The sequence below is a fragment of the Ralstonia sp. 1B3 genome (assembly GCF_036631435.1).
This window is the reverse complement of the sequence record NZ_JAPNUG010000010.1, coordinates 46220-67039: the sequence shown is the minus strand read 5'-3', so window position 1 is coordinate 67039 and position 20820 is coordinate 46220. Positions and strand designations below refer to the sequence as shown.

Genomic DNA, 20820 nt, shown 5'->3' with positions numbered 1-20820 from the left:
TCATTTGATTCATGACAACGGGTCGCCGATCATCGCAGGACTGAAAACCGAATCGCCTCTCCTGCGACCACTATGACGACCATCCACACCCTCGGCTACCCGCGCATCGGCGCGCAACGCGAGCTGAAGTTCGCGCTCGAATCGTTCTGGAAGGGCGCCTCGTCCGAAGACGACCTGCGTGCCACCGGCCGCGCCCTGCGCGAGCGCCACTGGACTGCCCAGCGCGACGCCGGCCTCGACTTTGTAACCGTGGGCGATTTCGCCTGGTACGACCAGGTGCTGCAAACGGCCGCCCTGCTCGGCGCCATTCCCACGCGCTACGGCTTTGACGCCGCGCAACTGACGCTGGCGCAATCGTTCGTGCTTGCCCGCGGCAATGCCGACCACGCGGCCATGGAAATGACGAAGTGGTTCGACACGAATTACCACTACCTCGTGCCTGAACTCACGCCCGACCTCCTCGATCGGCAATGGGGCCCCGGCACGGAGTGGCTGTTCGAAGAAGTGCGCGAGGCACAGGCTGCCGGGCACCGCGTGAAGGTGGCGCTCATCGGGCCCGTCACGTTCCTGCATCTGGCCAAGGCTCGCAACGGCTTGGCCGACAAGCTCGCGCTGCTGCCGCAAGTGCTTCAGGCTTACGCGGTTGTGCTGCAGCGCCTGGCCGCGCTGAATGTGGAATGGGTGCAGATCGACGAACCGGCGCTGGTGCTGGATCTCCCGCAAGCCTGGGTGGGCGCATTCGGCCCCGCTTACCAGGCGCTGGCCGCTGCCAACGGCCCGAAGCTGCTGCTGGCGACGTACTTCGAAGCCGCGTCTCACCACGCCGCACTGATCAAATCCCTGCCGGTCGATGGCGTGCACCTGGATCTCGTGCGTGCGCCGGAACAGCTTGGCGCGTTCGCACCGTGGCCCGCAGACAAGGTGCTCTCCGTTGGCGTGGTCGACGGCCGCAACATCTGGCGCTCCGATCTTGCGCGCGTGCTCGAACGCGTGGCGCCGCTGGCCGAAGCCTTTGGCGATCGCCTGTGGGTGGCGCCGAGCTGCTCGCTGCTGCATGTGCCGGTGGACCTGTCCGCCGAAACCAAGCTCGACGACGAACTCAAAGGCTGGCTGGCCTTCGCGCGCCAGAAGCTCGACGAACTGGCGATCCTCAAGCTCGCGTTGGTCGAAGGCCAGGCTGCCGTACAGAAGGCGCTGGATGACAACCGCGCTGCCATCGCCTCGCGCACCCAATCCCGCCGCGTGCACAACGCCGGCGTCAAGAAACGTGTGGCCGCGATCCGCGCAGAAGATGCAGAACGCGCCGCACCTTACGCCGACCGCGCAGAAGCGCAGCAAGCCCGCCTGAACCTGCCGCTGCTGCCGACCACCACCATCGGCTCGTTCCCGCAGACGGCCGAGATTCGCCAGGCGCGCGCGCAACACAAGCGCGGCGAACTCCCGGCGCTGGATTACCTGCAGCGCATGCGCGCCGAAATTACCGACGTCGTGCGCCGCCAAGAAGCGCTCGGCCTCGACATGCTCGTGCACGGAGAAGCCGAGCGCAACGACATGGTCGAATACTTCGGCGAACTGCTGTGGGGTTACGCCTTCACCGCCAACGGCTGGGTGCAGAGCTACGGCTCGCGCTGCGTAAAGCCGCCCGTGATCTACGGCGATGTGTATCGCCCGGAAGCGATGACGGTCGAGTGGTCCAAGTACGCACAAAGCCTGACCACCAAGCCGATGAAGGGCATGCTGACCGGCCCTGTGACGATGCTGCAGTGGTCGTTCGTGCGCGACGACCAGCCGCGCGAGCAGACCGCACTGCAGATCGCCCTGGCCTTGCGCGACGAAGTGTGCGATCTGGAAGCCGCCGGCATTGCCGCCATCCAGATCGACGAGCCGGCTTTCCGCGAAGGCCTGCCGTTGCGCGCCGCCGATGTGCCGGGCTACCTGGAATGGGCGGCGCGTGCATTCCGTGTGTCGGCCTCCGGCGTGCGTAACGACACGCAGATCCACACGCACATGTGCTATTCGGAGTTCAACGACATCCTGCCGGCCATCGCATCGATGGACGCCGACGTGATCACGATCGAGACCTCGCGCTCGAACATGGAACTGCTGGACGCGTTTGGGGAGTTTGCGTACCCGAACGAGATTGGGCCGGGCGTGTACGACATCCATTCGCCGCGCGTGCCGCGTGTGGAAGAAATGGAAGCGTTGCTCGACAAGGCCGCGCAGGTCGTGCCCGTGCAACGCCTGTGGGTCAACCCCGACTGCGGCCTGAAGACGCGCGGCTGGCCGGAAGTGGAAGCGGCACTGCAAGGCATGGTGGAAGCCACGCGCCGCTTGCGCGCCAAGCATGCCAATGCGCTGCATGCGGGCAGCAAGGCTACGCAGCGCGAAGGTGCGACGGCTTAAAAGTCGATAGCACCAAATAAAAACGCCAACCGGCTTGCGCTGGTTGGCGTTTTTTCTTGCGGCAGACGGCAGCTTAGTCCGTACCGTACTTCGGCGAGCGCGGACCATACAGCAGTCCGCCCGGTTGCCCGGCCGACAGCAGACGCGCGCTGGTCGTACCGGCCACCTTGTAGCCCTGGTCGGTCACGTTGGCGATGATCTGGTTGACGGCCGCCGACACCAGCATGCCGATCAGGCCGCCGCCGGAGTTGTTTCCGCCTTCGTTGTTGGACGCGCTGGCGTGCCCGGTCCAGAGCGTCTGCCCGCTCTTCAGGTCGACCAGCTTGGCATCGGCCGACACGACGGTGGCACTGCTCACCACCATGTACTTGCTGCCGTACTGCGTGACCGTGATGTACAGCGCCGCATCTGCACCGAAGATGTCATGCAGCTTGGCCACCGGCACGCCGTGGATGTCACCTGCGGTGTTCAGGCCGTTCTGGCGGAACGTTTCATCCACCAGCGCGACCGGCAGTACGTAATAACCCGCCTCTGCCAGCGGCACCGTCACTTGCGACAGCATGCCGTAGGTGGCGCCCACGTCGGGCGATTCATTCAGCGGCGGCAGCACCACGATCGAACGCGGCTTGCTGGCCTTGAAAGCTGCATAGTCGACGTTCTTGGTTGGCACAGCACAACCCGCCATCAGGGTCACCACGCTGGCCGCGGCAAACAGTTTCAGAAAGCGCTTTGCCATCAGTTGGTCCCCTTCTTCACGTTCTTCATCAGGAAATCGATGTACGTCGCCGATTCCGGAAACAGTGCCTTCTCGGTATTGAACTCCTGGACCATCTGGTCGTCCTTGCCCAGGCCCGAATACAGCATGCCCAGCTGGGCGTGATAGCCCGGCGGCACGGCGCCATTCGTCGCCTTGATCTTCTCCAGGCCGCGCTCCAGCTCAGCCACCTGAGCTTCCTTCGCTTCACCCTTGAAGTACTGATACACCTGCGGTTGGTAGCCTTCCCACTGGTACAGCGGCTTCGGACCAGCGCAACCGGCCAGCATTGCACTCCCGACGGCCACACCGGCCGCCACGCGCCACATCGCAAACACCTTGCTCATGACTGTTGTTACCCCTTATTTCGTGTTTTTGTTTTGACTGCGCCTGAGCTTATTGCGCGCCCGGCTTCCAGGCACCGCTTTCGATGCCGTTGACTAGGTTGTTCACCGCCTCGCGCATGGCCAGGTCCAGCACCTTGCCGTTGAGCGTCGAGTCGTAGCTGGCCGTTCCGCCAAAGCCGATCACTTCACGGTTCGACAGCTTGTACTCGCCCGCGCCGCCCACCGAATACACGACTTCCGACGTCGAGATGTTCACCACGTTCAGCGCGACCTTGGCGTAGGCCACCTGCTCCTTGCCGCGGCCGAGGATGCCGAACAGTTGCTGATCGCCGGTTTCCTTGCGGCCGAACTCGGTCACGTCGCCGGTGATGACGTAGTCGGCGCCCTTGAGTTTCTGCGCGGTGTTCTTGATGGCGGCTTCCTGCTTGATCTCGGCCATGTTGTCGCGGTCGAGCACCGAGAAGCGGTTCGTCTGCTGCAGATGCGTGATCAGGATGGTCTTGGCCTGGCCGCCCAAGCGGTCCACGCCATCCGAGAACACGCCGCGCATGTACGCCGAGCGGTTATCGAATTTGCCTACCGCAATCGGGGCCCGCACGCCGGCGTATGGGCGGCTCGCGCTTTCCACCTTGGCAACCGGCAGCGCCTGCGACGATTCGGTCGCGCACCCGCCGAGCATGCCGAGTGCCACCGCTGCGGCGCCGGCAATCATCAATTTCGAGGTTTGCTTCATTCGACTTCTCCCTTAAAAATTCTTAAATCTGATTTTCTAAAATATTATTTCGAGCACTCACGCGAAGCGCACAGGCACTATCGGCACGGGATGGCCCGCGCTTGATTCGAAAACAGAGGAAATTTGGATCGGCCGCACCGCTCCGCGCGAGAGGCAAACCCATCGCGGATGCGCGCGCCGACAGCGTTGGCAACGCTGTATGCCGCGACGAAACTCCCACCTCACCCTTGCATTATCTGGACGTCATTGCGTCCATTATTCTCAGCAAAGCGCGAATTGTAACGGCTGACGCGGTGGATGAAGGCAGCAATCGGTCAACTCAAAGCCCCCTCGGATTTCGGGTTGACTTTTTAAAGGGCAAAACCTGCTCGGCGAGCGATTCGGTTATTGGCCATGCCGGCCAGCACCACCTGCAAATCGCGCGGCGCCCTCCACCCCTTCGGCAAACACCATCGGCGTGCCGCGCGCACCTTCCTGCTGCAGCGCTGCCGCCAACGGCAAATCCCACTGCGCATACGCCGACGCCCGATCGGCCAGCATGCATTGCTGCGGGAAGGCGGCGATGTCTCGGGCAAGCTTCTGCGCCGCGGCAAGCGACTCACCGGGGCCGACCACACGACTGGCAAGCCCCATGGCGAGCGCCTCGTCAGCGGAAACAGCGCGGCCGGTCAGAATCATGTCCAACGCTCGGCCCATGCCGATGATGCGCGGCAAGCGCACCGTACCGCCGTCGATGAGCGGCACACCCCAGCGCCGGCAGAACACGCCGAATACGGCGTCGCGCTCCATGACGCGCAGGTCGGCCAACAGCGCAAGTTCCAGCCCGCCCGCCACGGCATAGCCGCTTACCGCGGCGATGAGCGGCTTGGACAGCGCCATGCGCGAAGGGCCCATCGGGCCGGGCATGCCGCCGTTAGGATCGAGATGATTGCGTCTGGAAGGATCGCCGACGGCCGTCAGGTCGGCGCCGGCACAGAAGTGGCCGCCGGTGCCGCCAAGCACGGCAACGCGCAGCGCGTCATTGGCTTCGAAACGCTCGAACGCATTGAGCAGCGCGGCAGCAGTCGGCCCGTCCACCGCGTTGCGGCATTCGGGCCGGTTGAGCAGGATGGTGCAGACCGGGCCATCGGTCTGGAAGAGCACAGCATCGGGCATGGGCGGTCTCCGCAGCGCGGTACGTTGGCAGACCGCCCGATGTTACACCTAGCGCGGACCGTGCTCCGACGCGGCCTCGGCGCGGTGCCCGTGATGGCGCACGCCGCGGAACTTGCGCAAGGCCCACTCTTTGAAGTCGTCCACCTTCTCGAACACCACCGGCACCACGAGCAGGCTCAGCAGCGTAGAAGTCAGCAGACCGCCGATCACCGCCACGGCCATCGGTGCGCGGAAGCCGGCATCGCCTTCTAAGCCGAGCGCCATCGGCACCATGCCGGCCGTCATGGCCACCGTGGTCATGACGATGGGGCGGGCGCGCTTGTGGCACGCGTCGATGATCGCCTCGGTGCGCGACATGCCGAGATCGCGCCGCGCAACGATGGCGTATTCGACCAGCAGGATCGAGTTCTTGGTGACGATGCCCATCAGCATCAGCAAGCCGATCAACGCCGGCAACGACAAGCTGAAACCAAACAGCGCCAAGAGCCCGAACGCTCCGCCCACCGACAGCGGCAGCGCCGCCAGGATCGTCACCGGTTGCGTGAAGTCGTGGAACAGCAGCACCAGCACCGCATACACGCACAGCACGCCGGCAAACATGGCGAGGAAGAAACTGCTGAACAGCTCCTGCATGCCCTCCACATCGCCCGAGGCAATGCGGCGCACGCCCGGCGGCAAGTTCTTGATGGACGGCAGCGCCTCCACCGCCATGTTGGTGTCGCCCAGTGCGCGCCCTTCCAGCCCGACGCTGATGGTGACGTTGCGGCTGCGGTCATACCGGTCGATCTGTGCGGGGCCGCTGCCGATGGAAATATCGGCGATGTTTTCCAGCGGCACCGCGCCGTTGCGGCCCGGCACGCGCAACTGGCGGATCGTGTCGATCTGGTTGCGCGCCTTCGGATCGAGTTCAACGCGGATGTACACCTGCCGCTCGGGCAGGTTCAGCTTCGGCAGGTTGACGTCGTAGTCGCCTGCGGTGGCCACACGCACGGCCTGGCCAATCGCTGCGGCGGTCACCCCTTGCTGTGCCGCGCGCGCAAAGTCCGGGCGGATGACGATTTCGGGCCGCAGCAGACTCGCTGACGACGTGACCGCACCGAGCCCCGGCACGGTACGCAGATCGCGCATCACATCGCGCGCGGCTTGCTGAAGCGTGGCCGGGTCGTCGCCGGTTAGCACCACCTGGAGTTGTTCGCCGGAACCCACCGCGCCAAACGAGATTCGCACGCCGGGCACGCCTTCGAGCATTTCGCGCAACTGGCGCTGGACGTCCTGCTGCTTGACGTGCCGATCGTGCCGGTCAGTCAGCGAGATCGTGAGCGTGCCGTTGCGCACCTCGCCGCCGCTGGAGCCCGGCACGCCAGCCATCACGCCCGAGCCGATGGCCGTATAGACGTGACGGACTTCCTTGTGCTGCATCACGATCTTGCGCACGCGCTCGGTGTTGTCGCGCGTTTGCGCGATGGTGCTGCCGGGCGGGCTTTCCACCGTCATCTGCAGCTGCGCCCAGTCTTCGGGCGGCAGGAACGTTGCGGGAATCAGCCCGATGATGGCGACCGACACAACGAAGAACGCCGCCGCCATGCCGCCCGTCTTCCACGGGTGCACCAGACACCAGCGTGCCGCCTGCAGATAGCGCGTCATGATCCAGCTGTCGCGGTTGGGCTCGTCCTGCGGCTTGAGCATGTAGGCGGCCATCATGGGCGTGAGCAGCCGCGCCACCAGCAGCGAGGCCAGCACCGCGAGCGACGCCGTCCATCCGAACTGCTTGAAGAACTTGCCCGAGATACCGCCCATGAAGGCCGTCGGCAGAAACACCGCCACCAGCGTGAGCGATGTCGCCACCACGGCCAGGCCAATCTCCTGCGCCGCTTCCATGGCGGCCTCCAGCGGCTTCTTGCCATTGCGCAGGTGGCGCACGATGTTCTCCACCTCCACGATGGCGTCGTCAACGAGAATCCCGACCACCAGCGTGAGCGCCAGCAGCGTGATGCCGTTGAGCGTGAAGTCGAGCAACTGCATGGCCGCGAAGGTCGGGATGATCGACAACGGCAACGCCACGGCCGACACGAACGTGGCCCGCCAATCGCGCAGGAACAGCCACACGACGATCACCGCCAGGATGGCGCCTTCGTACAGCGCGTGCATCGACGCGGTGTACGCGTCCGACACTGGCTTGACCATGTTGTAGACCTCGGTCACATGCACGTTGGGCCGCTCGGCCTGCAGCGCGGCCAGCGCTTCGCGCACGCCCTTGGCCACCGAGATTTCGCTTGCGCCGCGCGAGCGGAACACCTGGAAGCTCACGACAGCCTTGCCGTCGAACAGCGCCATCTGGCGCGGCTCAGCCGCGGTATCGCGCACGTCGGCCACATCCGACAGGCGAATGCGCCGGCCGTCGGACAACGGGATGTCCATCTGCGCCAGTTCGCGCGCGCTCTTCACCGTGCCGAGCGTGCGCACGGCCTGCTCCTGCCCGCCGATGTTGCCGCGCCCACCCGGCGCTTCCTGCTGCATGCCGCGCACTTGGGCGCTGATATCCGCCGCCGACACGTTCAACGCCTGCAGGCGCACGGGGTCAAGCTGCACGCGCACTTCGCGGTCCACACCGCCCTGGCGTGTCACCTTGGCCACGCCATGCACCGACAGCAGCCGCTTGTTGACCGTGTTGTCGACGAACCAGGACAGATCCTCCGCATCCATGTCAGGCGCTTCCACGGCGTACGTCAGCACAGGGAGGCTGGCGAACGTCACGCGCGAGATAACCGGTTCCTGCACGTCGGACGGCAACTGCGCGCGGATGCGGCTGACCGCATCGCGCACGTCGTTCACGGCTTCCTGCACATCCTTCTCGAGCTGGAACTCGACCATCGTGGTCGAGCTGCCGTCGTTGATGGTGGACGTGATGTGCTTGATCGCGCCGATGCTCGCAATGCTGTCTTCGATCTTGCGCGTGACCTCGGTTTCCATCTGCGTGGGCGTGGCGCCCGGCAGGCTGGCCGTCACGGAAACCGCTGGAAAGTCGATGTCCGGAAAGTTCTGGATCGACAGCATCTTGAACGACACCAGCCCCGCCACCGTGATCAGGATGAACAGCAGGATCGAGGGGATCGGCTTGCGGATCGCCCAGGCGGAAAAGTTCATGGCTTGGCTCCGGCTGCCGGCGCTGCGGGTGTGGACGCTGCACCGGCGGCCGCCACACGGACCACATCGCCATCGCTCAGGAAGGCAGCGCCCGCGGCGACCACGCCGTCATTCGCGCCGATGCCCTGCACGATTTCGACGTTTCCGGCCTGGCGGCGGCCGACCGTGACCTTGGTCTGGCGCACGCGGCCTTGCTGGCCGATCACCATCACGTAGTCGTAACCATCGCGCGAGAAGACAGCGGTCTCCGGCAAGGTCGCGGCCGGCGCATCACCCAGCAGCACATCGCCCGAGAGATACATGCCGGCTTTCACGCCGGACGTTGCAGCTTCCGGCGGCAGATCGACATAGACGAGGCCATTGCGCGTGTTGGCGTCAACAGTGGGAGCGACCTGGCGCACGCGGCCGTTCACCACCCCGCCATCCATGCGGCGCACGCGCGCGGCCTGGTCGGGCTGGATGCGCGGCAGGACGTCGCCGTGCATTTCAGCGCGCCATTCCAGGCGATTCTTGCGGATGAGCTTGAAGAGTTCGGTGCCGGACGACACCACGGCGCCCACGGTGGCCGTGCGTGCGCTGATCACGCCGTCGTCGGGCGCGACCACACGCGTGTAGCGCAAGCGCAATTGCTGGCTCTCGAACTGCGCCCGGGCGGCGGCCAGCTTGGCAGCCGCCGTCTTGGCCTGCGTGTCGTACTGGATCAGATCCTGTTGGCTGATCGCACCGCTCTTGTCGAGTTCATGCGCGCGGTGCGCCTCGCCGGCGGCTTGCGCGGCCGATGCCTCGGCTTCGGCCAGGCTGGCACGCTGCGCGGCCACATCGGCTCGCATGGTTTCATCCGACAGGCGTGCAAGCAGCTGGCCTTGCTTAACCACATCGCCCACGTTGACGAGCACTTCCGCCAGCTTCAACCCGCTCACCTCGGCGCCGATGCTGGCTTCCTGCCACGGCTGCACCGCACCGCTGGCCGTGGCGACACGCGGCCACACCTGCTGTGCGAGATGCGCAACGTTGACAGCCAGCGCCGGCTTGGCAGGCGTCTGCTCGTTCTTTTTGTTCTCGGGCGCAGATTTGCCGCACGCCACCAGCACGCCGGCCAGCAACACCGCCAGCGCGCCCATCCAAACTCGTTGTCCTGTCATGAAGCGGTTCCGGTATGCGCCCCGCCCTGTGCGGCCGGCGCAGTGGTCTTGTTTTCGGGATGAGGATTGGCGCCATCGTCGCGCCAGCCGCCGCCGACGGCCTTGTACAGCGCCACCCAGGCCTGTGCGCGTTCGAGCTTGACGGCCGCCAGCGACTGCGAGGCCTGCAACGCCGTACGCCGCACGTCTTCCAGTTGGAGCAGGCTGCCAGCGCCCAGGCGGTAGCGCGCATTCGACGCTTCCAGCACCTTTGCGTATTGCGCATCGGCCATCGCGGCGGCATCGACACGGCGGTCCGAAGCATCGAGGCGCACCAGCGCGTCTTCCACTTCCTGCACCGCCTGGCGCACCTTGCCGCGATAGCTGGCCAGCGCCTGGTCGTAACGGGCACGCGCCGTTTCCACACGCGCCGCGCCCGAGCCGCCGTCAAAGATCGGCAACGACACCGACGGCCCAAACGACCACGACTTGCTCGTCAACGATTGCCCGCCAAGACGGTACGAATTGATGCCGATGGAACCCGCCAGCGTGATCGACGGCAAGCGGCTTGCCACCGCCACACCGATATCGGCGCTGGCTCCCGCCACCGCGCGCTCGGCCGACGACACATCCGGCCGTTGCGACAGCACCTGCGCCGGCACATCGGGCACGCCGGCATCGGGCGGCGCCGGAATCTGCGCGCTATTTTTGGACAGCAGCCCGTTCAGCGCCTCATGGTCAAGGCCGGTGAGGGTGACGAGCTTGTCGATCCCCTGCGCGCATTGCGCACGCTGGCCCTCCAGCGCATTCACCGCATCACCAACGGTCGCCTGCGCTTGTGCAAAATCAGCCGGCGCGACAAAGCCCGCACGGAATTTTCGTTCGGTCAGTTGCAGCGTTTCCTGTCGGGACGAGAGCGTTGCCGCGCCGATATTCACGAGCGCCTCGCACTCGCGCTGCTGCAAGTAGGTGTTGGCGACCTCCGCGGCGAGCGATACGCGCGCGTCGTGCCAATCGGCCTCGCTGGCCGTCAACCGCGCATCGGCACCTTCCAGACTGCGGCGTTTGCCGCCAAAGAGATCGATCTCCCACGACGCGTCGGCCTGCGCCGCCAGCGTGGTGATCGTGCCGAGCCCCAGCGTCGGGTTGAGTGCACCACCAGAAAGCCCGCCCGCGCCGCCGGCAAACTGGCTGCCGCCGAACCCGCCCTGCCGCATGGCAGAGCCGGAACCCTTCAATTGGGGGAAGAGCGCCGCGCGGCTGGTCGAGACGCTCGCCCGCGCCTCGCGCACGCGACCTACCGCCTGGGCGATCGTCGGGCTGGTCGCATCGGCTTGCTCAACCAATTGGGTGAGCACGGGATCGTGGAACTGCTCCCACCAGCGCGCCAATGCCATGCGGCTGCCGCGGTGCGGCAGCGTGGCATGCCAGCCTTGTGGCGCTTCGGTGCCGCTCAGGGGCGGCGTGTGGTAATCGGGCCCGACCGCACAGCCAGCCAGCAGCAGAGCCAGCAACAGCGGCGCGATCTGGGCGCGACCGCCGGGCGCGTGGCTGCCGGCGTGTCGACCTGTCGTCATGGGAAGTGTCCTTCGGGAACGCAGCTGGGATTATGCCCAGTCAAGCGTCTGCAAGACACTGCCCCGCAGCGATACTCAGCCAACCCTCGACAACCGGTCAGGCGTTGCTCAGAACCATGCGCCCATCGGCGTCAACCCGGGGCGTCAGATATAGCCCAGCAGCACAAGAATGACCACGATCACCACGATCAGCCCAAGGCCGCCCGTCGGCCCATAGCCCCAGCTCCGGCTGTACGGCCACGACGGCAGTGCGCCGATCAGCAGCAGGATGAGAACGACGATGAGAATGGTGCTCAACATGATGCCTCCTGTTTCTGAGTTGGTATGCCGCCGTTCCGTCGTGGCGCAGCGGCTTACACGGCATCTAGCACGCCCCGTTCCCGTGCTGGCTCTATCTGCGGTTTTCTTGAATACCTGGCAGTTAATTGCGGAGCGCCGGACGCACTGAAAGCCACCGGTGCGCCCTTTGTTAGGTCAGGCGGAAGACTGGGACGAAGACAACGTCTTTGCGCGGCCACCGCGCGTAGCCAGCCAACACAGGATCGATCCGGCAACCACCATCGACGCGCCCTTCCAGAACGCAAATGACAGCGGCGCATGCAACAGCGCCGCGGCCAGCGCCGCCGAAAACACGGGGATGAAATACGACGCGCCCGCCAGCACAGTGACGTTGCCATGCAGGATGCCGACGTTCCACGCTGCGTAGCCAAACCCCATTGCCGATGCGGCCAACGCAAGGTAGATGACTGCCGACACGCTGAAATGCATCGCCCCGCCGCCCGTGGCGAAGAACTTGATCCAAAGCGCCAGCGCCGTCAGGATGAAAAACAGCGTTGCGCCATTCTTGCCGTTGGCAATGCGGCTGGTCACGGTGCAATACGCCGCCCAGATCACCGCGCCCGTGAAGGCCAATCCGTAACTGAGCGGGTTGTCCTTGACGTTGCCGGCCATGCCGGCGATATCAAGCCCCTGCTCCCCGCCGAGCACGAAGCAGATCCCGAGGATGGAAGCCAAGACACCCGGCACGATCAGCGCATTCGCGCGCTGCTTGTTGAAGGCGATGGCCGCCAGCATCGTGAACGTCGGCCACAGGTAATTGACCATCCCGACCTCGATCGCTTGCCGCCCGCTGCTGGCATAGCCGATCGACAGCGAGAGACAGAGCTCATACGACACGAACAGCAGGCTGCCCCACACAAGGTAGCGCCGTGGAAACGTCCTCAAATCATTGAAGCCGACGGTGAATACCAGCAACACCGACGCGACGGAATAAATCATGGCGGCGCCGCCCACGGCCCCCAAATGCTGGCTCACGCCCCGGATCAACCCGACGATCGAACTCCACAGCAGCACGGCGATGAGTCCGATGAGTGTTGCCCGACTTTTGCTTTGCATAACACCTGCTTGCACTGACATGTCCGCCTGAAGAAAACCGACTGCTCACGCCCGGTCTGACGCGGCCGGTAAAGCCGTGCAGTTTACCGGCCGCAGTCACAGCGCGCGCGATAGCCGCATCTTCGTCTACCGATGATGCTTCGCTATAAGATGCTGACGATAAAAATTCGAGGTTTGCTATGACGTCTTTTGCAATCGAAGCGCCCGTTTCCGTGGGCTGGATTGGCACGGGGCGGCTGGCGCGGGCATTGGCCACACGGGCACACGATGCAGGCGTGCGCACCGTGGCGGTTGCAAACCGGTCGGCCGCGCCCGCTGCATGGCTCGCACAAGCTACGGGTGCAAAGGCTGTCGATGCGCAAGGCGTGGCGGATGCCGCCGATTGGGTGTTCGTGACCGTGCCGGATGACGCCATCCCGGGCGTGGTCGGCAACGTGCGCTGGCGACCAGGCCAGCTTGTCCTCCACTGCAGCGGAGCGGGCGAGCGCAACTTGCTGGATGCCGCCCGCCAAGCTGGCGCGGAGACCGCCAGCTTCCACCCGCTCTTCCTGTTTGCCGGTTTGCCGGACGACGCGGAACGTCTGGGCGGCGCCTCCATCGCCATTGACGCCGACGCCCCGCACGATGCGGCGCTCGCCAGCTTTGCGCTGCGGCTGGGCTGCACGCCGCTGAAGGTGCGTGCCGGGCAACGCGCCCTGTATCACGCTGGCGCCAACTACGCGGCCAGCTTCCTGCTGTGCGCGCTGCACGAAGCCGCCACGCTCTGGGAAGCCGCTGGCATCAACCGCGATGCCGCTGTCGCCGCCATGTGGCCGCTGGTGGACGGCACGTTGGCCGCAGCGCGCGCACGCGGCCTCGCTGGAGCGCTCGCAGGTCCGGTCTCGCGCGGAGACGGCGGCGTGATCGACAAACATCTGCAAGCGCTCGATGCCCTTGGCGCCGATCACGCGGCGCTGTACACCGCACTCACACGGCGCGCGCTCGCGTTGGCTGCCGAACGCGGCGCACCCTCCGCAGATGTGCTGAGCGACCTGGCAGCGGGACTCGACCCTACGTAATTCCGGGGTCGGCATCATTGGGATTGGACGACGGCCATGCACCAATCCGGCGCGCGCCCTACAATCGGCAGCTTGCCCGCCAGCCTGTTCTGCCATGTCCCACACACCGCACTCGCCGCCACCTCCTGCTGCACATGACACCGCTGGACCACGCTCCTCCGGCGCGCTGGTCCTGCTCGTGGTGGGGTTGGTGCTGGTGGGTGTGAACCTGCGCCCGGCGTTGTCGAGCCTGTCGCCCGTGCTTAAACAGGTGACGGCAGGCACGGGACTGTCTGGCGCCACGGCGGGCTTGCTGACGACCCTGCCGGTGCTGTGCCTCGGCCTGTTTGCGCCGGCCGCCGCGGTGCTGGCTCGGCGGTTTGGCGCAGAACGCGCCGTGGGCGGCTTGCTGATTGCGTTGGCGGCAGGCATTGCCTTGCGCAGCGCGGGCGGCGTTGCGCCGCTCTTCATCGGCACGCTGACGGCGGGCGCCTGCATTGGCGTGACGGGCATTCTGCTGCCGGGCATCGTCAAGCGCGATTTCGGCCGGCAGGCAGACCTGATGACCGGCGTCTACACCATGGCGCTGTGCTTTGGCGCGGCGGTGGCGGCGGGGGCAAGCGCGCCGCTTTCGGCATGGCTGGGCGGATGGCAGCCGGCGTTGGCCTTCTGGGCGTTGCCCGCTCTGCTGGCCTTTGTCGGCTGGTGGCCGCACATGCGGCATGCGCACGGCAAGGGAGCGGCCACGCGGCTGCAGCGTGTGTCGCTGTGGAACAAGCCGATTGCCTGGCAGGTGACGCTCCATATGGGGCTGCAATCGTCGCTGGCGTATTGCGTGTTCGGCTGGCTGCCCGTGATCCTGCAAGACCGCGGGCTATCCGCGGTGCAGTCGGGCGTGGTGGTGGCGGTGTCGATTCTCGTGCAGCTCATCACCGCGCTGGGCGGGCCGTTTGTGGCGCGGCTCGGGCGGGATCAACGCCCCGCCGTCGTCCTGATGATGCTGATGTGCTGGGCCGGCCTGATGGGTTGCCTGTACGCGCCGCTGTCGACGCTGTGGTGGTGGGCGGTCTTGCTGGGGCTCGGCCAGGGCGGCAATTTCAGCGTGGCGCTGTCGTTGATCGTGCTGCGCTCGGCCGATGCGCGCGTGGCGGCAAGCCTGTCTGCCATGACGCAGGGCATTGGCTACACCATGGCCGCTGCAGGGCCGTATCTCATGGGCGTGCTGCACGATCTGACCGGCAGCTGGGCCGTGATGGGCTGGCTGTTCAGCGCGATTGCGCTGGCCTCGCTCGTGGCCGGTTCACTCGCCGGGCGCAACCGTACGCTGCACGCCGGCGAGTGAGATCGCTATCGCAAGGCTTCGATCAAGCCTTGTGCTTCAACGTCCAGTTGGCCAGTGCCTGCATCTGTTCGGTGATCAGGCCGGCAATGCGCTCGTCCGTCAGATCGCCATCGGCGTTAAAACCACCGGCGAACGCGTTGGCAAACACTTCCGGCTTGTTCAGCGGATGCAGATCCAGATACACGCACACCTGACGCAGGTGGTACTGCGCGCGCGACGTGCCCATGCCGCCACCCGCGCCCAGGATCGCGACCGGCTTGCCTGCCAGCAACGCGTTGTTGGGCTCGCGCGAGGCCCAATCCAGAATGTTCTTCAGCGCTGGCGCTAGCGAATAGTTGTATTCGGGGCAAGCCAGCACCAGCGCATCGGCACGCCCGATCTGTTCGAGCACGCGCACCACCGAAGCGGGCTTGTCCGTGATGTCGGCGTTGTAGAACGGAATATCCGTCAGGTCGGCCACGTCCATTTCAACGCCGGCGGGCAGGCGGGTGGACGCGGCGCGCAGCAGGCCCTGGTTGGTGGATTTGCGGCGCAGGCTACCGGCAATGCCGAGAAAATTCAGCGACATGAAAAACGACTCCGTCAGTGTTGGGACTGGCGAGAATAACGGAGATTCATCCGATCAAGAAGCGCCGTTGAGCGTTATGCCTTGCCGGCGCGAAAGCACCCCGCTTCGTGATCGTCGACCATGCCGGTGGCCTGCATGAAGGCGTAGCAGATGGTCGGGCCGACAAACTTGAAACCGCGCTTGATCAATGCCTTGCTCATCGCCTTGGATGCGTCGGTCGCGGCGGGTGCATCGCGGTAGCTGTCCCAGCGGTTGACGATGGTCTTGCCATCGACAAACGACCACAGGAATGCGTCGAGCGAACCCATTTCTTCCTGAAGCTCCAGCACCTTCCGCGCATTGATGACGGCGCCCTCGACCTTGGCGCGATTGCGCACGATGCCCGGATCAGCGAGCAGCTTTTCGATGCGCGCCGGCGTGAAGCGCGCCACGCGTGCCGCATCAAACCCCTCGAACACTTCCTGATAGCGCGCTCGCTTGCGAAGAATGGTCTGCCATGACAGCCCGGCCTGCGCGCCTTCGAGAATGAGCATCTCGTAAAGGTGGCGATCATCGTGCGAGGGCACGCCCCACTCGGTGTCGTGATACTCGATCATCTGCGGGTCTTCGCCCGCCCAGCAGCAACGCGCCATCTCTTGCCTCCTAGATCCAGCCCGATTTGCGCAGCTTGCGATACAGCCACACGCAAGCGGTGGCCGTGCACGCGAGCACGATGGGATACCCCGCCGGATGCTCCAGCTCCGGCATGCCCTTGAAGTTCATGCCGTAGTTGCTGAACACCACGGTCGGAATTGCCAGAATAGCGCCCCACCCCGCCAGCCGCTTCACGATGTCGTTTTGCGTGACCGACACGAGCGCCACGTTCACGGAGATGGCCGTGGTCAGCATTTCGCGAATCACGTCGAGCGCGCCCACCGCGCGGTGCGCATGGTCGGCAATATCGCGAAAATACGCGCGCAGTTCCTTGGGCACCACGTCTTCATGCAGGCGCACGAGCTGCCCGGCGATGTCTTCCACGGGCAGCGCGGCGTTGCGCAGGCGCAGAAGCTGGCGCTTGAGCGTATAGAGCCGCTCGATGGCCGCGCGATCGAACGTGTCGCCAAAGATCTGGCTTTCGATCTGCTCGAACTCTTCCTGCAGGCGTTCCAGCACGGGCTGATAGTTGTCGACCACGAAGTCCATCACCGCGTACAGCGCAAACGGCGCGCCCTTGGCCAGCAATTGCGGCGTGCGCTCGCAACGCTCGCGCACCGGCGAATACGACGCCGACGGCCCATGCCGCACCGAGACGAGAAAGTCCCGGCCGACAAACAGGTGCGTCTCGCCAAAGACGACGTTGCCGTTTTCTATCTGCGCGGTGTTCAGCACGATGAAAAGCACGTCGCCGTACAGCTCGAGCTTGGGCCGCTGGTGCGCGTTGCGGGCGTCTTCAATGGCGAGATCGTGCAGGCCGAATTCCTCCTGCACGCGGTCAAGCATCGCGTTGTCGGGCTCATGCAAACCAAGCCAGACAAAGGAGCCCGGCGTGTGCAGCACGTCGCTGATGGCCTCGACGGACAAGTCACGCTCACGCTTGCCGTTGCGGTACAGCGCGCTGTTGATCACCATGGACATGGTTGTCTCCGGAACGCATTCAGCGCGCATTAACGGTCTGCGGGCTGATCTGCGGATTTGCTATCGGATGCGGTGGAAGCCGCGGTGGCCAGCGCCGGCACTTCGGCCAGACGTGTTTCGATTTGCGCCAGCGCTTCGGACAACGCGTGGACGAGGTCGTCCGGCAGCCCATCGAGCGTGGCATTGATGAAGGCGATGCGGCGCGGCATGCAGTCGAGCACGACTGCCAGGCCGGCATCTGACAGCGACACGTTGGTCAGGCGATTGTCGCGCGCATCGGTCGCGCGTTCGATCCAGCCGAGCTGCTCGAGCACCTTAAGTTGGCGGGTCAGCGCGCCAGGGTCCATCTGCAGGCGCTCGGCCAGTTGCTTCTGGGCCATGCCGCCGCCGGTGTTGTCGTGCAGCGCCAGCAGGATGCGCCAGCGCGGCATCGGCTGGCCCACATGCGCCTCGAAGGCGGCCATGAACGCACGATAGGTGCGGCCGAACTGGTGCATGACGGCGAAGCGTTCGCGTTCAGAGGTCATCGATCAGGGCTGAGATTGCTGGGAAACCGCGCATCCTAACCGCTCCGGCGTGTCTCGCCTATTCCGTATGTTGCACGGGCTCGACATGGTGCAGCACCACGGGCGGTACCCGCCGCACATACCAGAGGCCAATCAGCGCCACCACCGTCGCCACGATCAGGCCGATATGGATGGCACTCACCAGCACATGGCGCGCAGCTTCGAGCAGCGCCGCACCGTCGTGGCCGGCAGCATGCAACTGCGAAAGCAAGGCGGCTTGCGCGTCATGATCGATGAGAATTTCGGGATCGGCAAGCTGATGCAGCCACTGCGTCGCGCTGTCAGCGCGCAGTGCATTGGCCACGCCCGAGGCATAGCGCTCGCTCACCAGCGTGCCGACCAGCGCCGTGCCGACCATACCGCCCACCATGCGCAGCGATTGCAGCAGCGCGGTGGCAATGCCCAGATGCGCACGGCCGGCCGTCTGCTGAGCAAACACGGTCAGATTGGGCAGCACGAAACCGAGCCCCAGACCGGCCAGCAGCATCAGCAACGTCAGCACCGTATGCGGCATGCCCCGGGACGACAACGACATGCCGGCCACCGCCGCCGTCAGCAGCGCAAAGCCGGCATACAGCATGGCGTTGGGATTGGGAATGCGCGTGACGATGCGCCCGTTGATGATGCTGCCCAGCGTGATGCAGACCACCAGCGGCGTGATCACCAGGCCGGCTTCCTGCGGCGACATGCCAAACCCGCCCTGGAACAGCAACGGCGCATAGAACAGCACCGCAAACATCGAAAAACCCGACAGCAACGCCAGCATGAACAGCGCGGCCAGCGCCGGATTGCGCAGCATGTCGAACGGCAGCAGCGGCTGTTCCGCACGCTGCTCCCACCACCACAGCGCCACAAACGCTGCTGCCGACAGCACCAGCCAGCCGAACAACGCCGGCGTCAGCCCATGTCGCGGCAGCCATTCGACGAACAACTGCAACGCCCCCAGCGCCACGGTGATCAGCACCGCACCCTGCCAATCCAGCCGGATACGCCCGGTGTGCATGTTCTGACGCAGGTGCGGCAGGAAGCGCCAGGCAAACCACAGCCCCAGCACACCGAATGGGATGTTTACGTAAAACACCGACCGCCATCCGAATGCCTGCGTCATCCATCCGCCCAGCGTCGGGCCGATGGCGTTGGCAATACCGAAAGAGGCGCTGAGCATGACCTGCCAGCGCAAGCGCACGCGCGCATCGGGAAAGAGATCGGGAATGCATGCGTACGCCGTGCCGACCAGCATGCCGCCGCCAATGCCCTGCAGCGCCCGCGACCACACGAGAAACGTCATGCTGCCTGCCATGCCGCACATGACCGATGCCAGCGTGAACACCACGATGGAGGCAATCACGAACGGCTTGCGGCCGTAAAAGTCGCCCAGGCGCCCGAAGATCGGCACCGTTACCACGGAGGTCAACAGATACGACGTCGCCACCCATGCGTACAGCTCAAAACCCTTGAGTTCGGCCACCACGGTCGGTAACGCAGTGCCGACCACGGTCTGATCGAAGGCGACCAGAACGACGACAAAGCAGATGCCGATCATCGCCAGGAGCGATTCCTTGAACGGCAGAACCTGGGTATGGGAGTGGGGAAGCGCGGTGTGAACGGCCATGGCGGAGGAGCGGCAATACAAATGATACATCAACGATTGATGTGTCAACGATATTGTAGCGGGATCCGGGATGGCTTGCTGGATGGGCTGATTGGAGAAAATAAAGTCTTGTCGGAGGGGAATAAAGTCTGTCGAAGTGCGCTGAAAGCACCCAAATCGAGTTGACCCGGGCGGAAAAGCTGGGAAAGAGCCGACTTTGTCATCGAAGGTTGGCAGTAGGTTGCCGCAAGCCTACGGACCTCCAATTCCTCGCACAGCCGAGTTTTTGCGCGCACTCTCAGAGAAAAAACTTGAGGGACTTCTTAAAACGCGTGCTTAACCCCCGCCATAACGCCGAGTTGATTGCCACCAGGCGCCGGGTTGCTCGTCCCTCCACTCCCACCGGCGCTCACCGACAGATTCGACTGTCCGCTGTTATCGATGTACCCGCCGGTGAGATACACCGACGTCCGCTTCGAGAATGCGTAGGTGCCCCGGATGGCGCCCAGCCATGCCTTGTTGGCGCTGTTGTTGAAGTGCAAGTAGTAGACCTGCCCTGCAAGGTTGAATGCCGGTGTGATGTCGTAGGAGGCACCTGCGTAGTACAACTGGCTGTGTGATGGCGCGCCACCTTCGTTGTTGCGGAACGAAGCGCCGATGCCCACCTTTGTCTTGTCGAATAAGGCGTAAGCTCCGAGGAGCAGCCGATCGTCCTTGAGTTTGCTACTGCTGAGGCCGGCCGCTGCGCCGGGGCCGCCTCGCAGCGAGTCGTACGCGGTTGAGATGCCCCAGCTGCCGGTTTCGTACATCAGCAAGGCAGACCATTCGCGGCACGCGCGGCTGTCCGATGCCAGTTCGCCGGCGCAGTTCGTGCCGGCTGGATTCGTGCCTGCGTTGACTGTGTCGCGGCCAAAGCTATACGTGGCGCCCACGGTGAACCCGCCCAACTTGCCCTTGTAAGCGATGGCATTGTCGGCTCGCGCATTCGGGCGATAGCTGTCCAACGCGTTACCGCCATAGACGTTGGGCCCAAGGATGTCCGAGTCGAGAATCGCCCAGAACAGCATGGTGTTCTGCCGACCGAACGTCACCTCCCCCACGGCCCGCTGAGCCCCACGTTTGCTTGCCGGCCGAACAGCCGTCCGCCCTGATTCGAGACGCCAGAGTCAGGCGCAAAACCCGATTCAAGCGTAAAGACGGCATGCAGACCGCCGCCCAGGTCTTCTTTGCCGCGCACGCCCCACCGCGACGGCACGGTGCCTGTGAGGTTCGGCATGCGCACCAGCCCGCTCTTCGTGGTCCCAACGTTATTGACGTATTCAACGCCGGTATCGATCAGGCCGTAGAGCGTGACGGACTGTGCAGCGGCCATCATCGGGGTGGCGGCACCGATACTCATGCCGATCAGCCAGGACGTGGTTTTCATGGTGAGGTCTCCTCTGTGTTGTACCCGCGCGTGACACCGCGCCGGGT

At 64.9% G+C, this 20820-nt stretch carries 17 protein-coding genes and 1 pseudogene; 3 read left to right on the top strand and 15 right to left on the bottom strand.

Annotated elements, in window-relative coordinates; all coding sequences use genetic code 11:
* Positions 1-72: 72 nt before the first annotated feature.
* Complete coding sequence (gene metE, locus OWR21_RS02850) at positions 73-2403, top strand: 5-methyltetrahydropteroyltriglutamate--homocysteine S-methyltransferase (RefSeq protein WP_147215263.1); 2331 nt, start codon at positions 73-75, stop codon at positions 2401-2403.
* 73 nt (positions 2404-2476) lie between these two features.
* On the opposite strand, the gene OWR21_RS02845 is transcribed toward metE, so the two are convergent.
* From OWR21_RS02845 to yddG, 9 genes are all read right to left on the bottom strand, one after another.
* On the bottom strand, positions 2477-3139 hold the full coding sequence (locus tag OWR21_RS02845) for a DUF799 domain-containing protein (RefSeq protein ID WP_147215261.1): 663 nt from the start codon (positions 3137-3139) through the stop codon (positions 2477-2479).
* Positions 3139-3504: a DUF4810 domain-containing protein gene (locus OWR21_RS02840; protein ID WP_004634880.1), complete on the bottom strand. Its 366-nt coding sequence runs from the start codon at positions 3502-3504 to the stop codon at positions 3139-3141. The genes OWR21_RS02845 and OWR21_RS02840 overlap by 1 nt, the downstream gene beginning before the upstream one ends.
* A gap of 49 nt (positions 3505-3553) precedes the next feature.
* Positions 3554-4237 carry a CsgG/HfaB family protein gene (locus OWR21_RS02835; protein ID WP_004634882.1) on the bottom strand — a complete coding sequence of 228 codons (684 nt, stop codon included), beginning with the start codon at positions 4235-4237 and terminating at the stop codon, positions 3554-3556.
* Between the two features lie 384 nt (positions 4238-4621).
* Positions 4622-5392, bottom strand: coding sequence for a crotonase/enoyl-CoA hydratase family protein (locus OWR21_RS02830; protein WP_332394566.1), 771 nt, complete (start codon positions 5390-5392; stop codon positions 4622-4624).
* Positions 5393-5440: 48 nt separating this feature from the next.
* Positions 5441-8536, bottom strand: coding sequence for an efflux RND transporter permease subunit (locus tag OWR21_RS02825; RefSeq protein WP_147215258.1), 3096 nt, complete (start codon positions 8534-8536; stop codon positions 5441-5443).
* Positions 8533-9678: an efflux RND transporter periplasmic adaptor subunit gene (locus OWR21_RS02820; protein WP_332394565.1), complete on the bottom strand. Its 1146-nt coding sequence runs from the start codon at positions 9676-9678 to the stop codon at positions 8533-8535. Before OWR21_RS02820 ends, OWR21_RS02825 begins: the two co-directional genes overlap by 4 nt.
* Positions 9675-11234 (bottom strand): efflux transporter outer membrane subunit, encoded by a 1560-nt coding sequence (locus OWR21_RS02815; RefSeq protein WP_332394564.1) that lies wholly within the window; start codon positions 11232-11234, stop codon positions 9675-9677. The genes OWR21_RS02820 and OWR21_RS02815 overlap by 4 nt, the downstream gene beginning before the upstream one ends.
* 144 nt (positions 11235-11378) lie before the next feature.
* Positions 11379-11534, bottom strand: coding sequence for a DUF3309 family protein (locus OWR21_RS02810; protein ID WP_252677725.1), 156 nt, complete (start codon positions 11532-11534; stop codon positions 11379-11381).
* Positions 11535-11708: 174 nt separating this feature from the next.
* A complete protein-coding gene (gene yddG / locus OWR21_RS02805) occupies positions 11709-12629 on the bottom strand; it encodes an aromatic amino acid DMT transporter YddG (protein ID WP_316902252.1) in 921 nt (306 codons plus the stop codon).
* Positions 12630-12808: 179 nt separating this feature from the next.
* Here yddG and OWR21_RS02800 point away from each other — a divergent pair, with 179 nt between their 5' ends.
* Positions 12809-13687 carry a Rossmann-like and DUF2520 domain-containing protein gene (locus OWR21_RS02800; protein ID WP_332394563.1) on the top strand — a complete coding sequence of 293 codons (879 nt, stop codon included), beginning with the start codon at positions 12809-12811 and terminating at the stop codon, positions 13685-13687.
* A gap of 94 nt (positions 13688-13781) precedes the next feature.
* Complete coding sequence (locus OWR21_RS02795; protein WP_332394562.1) at positions 13782-15008, top strand: CynX/NimT family MFS transporter; 1227 nt, start codon at positions 13782-13784, stop codon at positions 15006-15008.
* A gap of 22 nt (positions 15009-15030) precedes the next feature.
* Here OWR21_RS02795 and OWR21_RS02790 read toward each other — a convergent pair whose 3' ends face one another.
* The 6 genes and pseudogenes from OWR21_RS02790 to OWR21_RS02765 all read right to left on the bottom strand — a co-directional run bounded on the left by OWR21_RS02790 (position 15031) and on the right by OWR21_RS02765 (position 20773).
* Entirely contained in the window at positions 15031-15576 is a 546-nt protein-coding gene (locus OWR21_RS02790) for an NADPH-dependent FMN reductase (protein ID WP_147215248.1), read from the bottom strand.
* Between the two features lie 74 nt (positions 15577-15650).
* Positions 15651-16208, bottom strand: coding sequence for a DNA-3-methyladenine glycosylase I (locus tag OWR21_RS02785; protein ID WP_147215246.1), 558 nt, complete (start codon positions 16206-16208; stop codon positions 15651-15653).
* 10 nt (positions 16209-16218) lie between these two features.
* Positions 16219-17190 carry a magnesium and cobalt transport protein CorA gene (locus OWR21_RS02780; RefSeq protein WP_147215245.1) on the bottom strand — a complete coding sequence of 324 codons (972 nt, stop codon included), beginning with the start codon at positions 17188-17190 and terminating at the stop codon, positions 16219-16221.
* A 29-nt stretch (positions 17191-17219) separates the two neighbouring features.
* Positions 17220-17717, bottom strand: coding sequence for a MarR family winged helix-turn-helix transcriptional regulator (locus tag OWR21_RS02775; RefSeq protein ID WP_147215243.1), 498 nt, complete (start codon positions 17715-17717; stop codon positions 17220-17222).
* 58 nt (positions 17718-17775) lie between these two features.
* Positions 17776-19368, bottom strand: coding sequence for an MFS transporter (locus OWR21_RS02770; protein ID WP_316874367.1), 1593 nt, complete (start codon positions 19366-19368; stop codon positions 17776-17778).
* 302 nt (positions 19369-19670) lie between these two features.
* Positions 19671-20773: pseudogene (locus OWR21_RS02765) on the bottom strand (porin).
* Positions 20774-20820 lie beyond the last annotated feature (47 nt).